Raw genomic sequence first — 1,278 nt, 5'->3', positions numbered from 1 at the left:
GCATCGCCAGCAGCAGCTCGACGGCCTCGGAGGAGGGTCGCGGCGCAGAGCGGAGCGGCGGCCACTTCCTCGCCGCGGGGTGGGTCGGGGTCGGCACGAGCACGCCGCGGGCGCCGGCCGCCGTGGCGGCTCCCACGTCGGCGCCGATGTCGCCGATGACGGCGAGGGAGTCAGCCGGCAGCCCCAGCGCCTCGGCGGCACCGAGCACCATGCCGGGCGCGGGCTTGCGGCAGGTGCAGCCGTCCTCGGGGCCGTGCGGGCAGAGCATCCAGACGTCGAACCCGCCGAAGAGCTCGTCCACGCGGCGGTTCACCGCGTCGGCCTGCGCGCGGTCGATCAGGCCGCGGGCGATGCCGGACTGGTTCGTCACCACTCCCAGCGCCAGCCCCGATTCCCGCGCCCGCTCGACCGCGTCGAGCGCGGTCGGCATCGGAGAGACCTGCGCCGGGTCGCCGTTGTAGGGCACGTCGACCACAAGCGTCGCGTCGCGATCGAAGAGGATCCCGCGCAGCCGCGGAGCCCTCTCGCGATCGATGGCGCCCTCGGCGCTCCGGATCAACGAGTCGTTCACTTCTTCCTCGTACCCCTCGTCCGCCGCGGTAAACCCCCTCGCCCCGAAGTCGGCGCGGCCGGGCGCGTCGCCCGCTCGATCCGCGACGGCCGCGTCTGAGACCCGCCGACCGGGGTACGGGGGAGCCGACAGGAAGGAGGCGCCGTGCGCCCTCTCACCGCCCCGGACGGGACTCCGGAGATCCTCGCGCTGCGCGCCCTCAAGCTCGGCGACCTGCTGGTCGCGGTCCCGGCGTTGACGGCGCTGCGCCGCGGCTTCCCCGAGCACCGGCTGATCCTGGCCACGACGCCGTGGCTCGAGCCGATCGTCGACCTGGTCGCGGGAGTGGACGCCCTGGTGCCGACGCTGCACGGCCTCGACGATCCGCTCCCGATGGCGGTCGGCCGTGTCGAGCTCGCGGTCAACCTGCACGGCAACGGAGCGGAGTCGCGGCTGCGGCTGCGCGAGACCGCCCCCGAGCGCACGCTCGAGTTCCGGGTGCCGGCGCTCGACCCGGGCGCCGGCCCCGGCGATCCTCGTCCGCTCTGGATCGATGGCGAACTCGAGCGCGCGCGCTGGGCCCGCCTGGTGAACTCGATCGGCCTCGACGCCGACCCCGAGGAGGTGGCCATCACCGTCCCGGAGGCGCCCGCCCCGGTCGCCGGCGCGGCCGTCGTGCACATCGGCGCCTTCTACGGCTCGCGGGAGTGGCCCGCCGAGCGCTCGCC

At 75.5% G+C, this 1,278-nt stretch carries 2 protein-coding genes; one reads left to right on the top strand and one right to left on the bottom strand.

Features of this window, described 5'->3' with window-relative positions; translation table 11 throughout:
* On the bottom strand, window positions 1-571 hold a 571-nt coding region (locus ACH61_RS18010; protein WP_236713725.1), incomplete at its 3' end, for an HAD-IIIA family hydrolase.
* 144 nt (window positions 572-715) lie between these two features.
* Here ACH61_RS18010 and ACH61_RS17105 point away from each other — a divergent pair.
* On the top strand, window positions 716-1,278 hold a 563-nt coding region (locus ACH61_RS17105), incomplete at its 3' end, for a glycosyltransferase family 9 protein (RefSeq protein ID WP_413784048.1).

Origin of the sequence: Rathayibacter tanaceti, assembly GCF_001634385.1 — a bacterium.
In the GTDB taxonomy this organism is placed as follows: Bacteria; Actinomycetota; Actinomycetes; order Actinomycetales; family Microbacteriaceae; genus Rathayibacter; species Rathayibacter tanaceti.
Note: the sequence above shows the minus strand (reverse complement) of the source record. Positions and strands in the feature narration are given on the sequence as shown.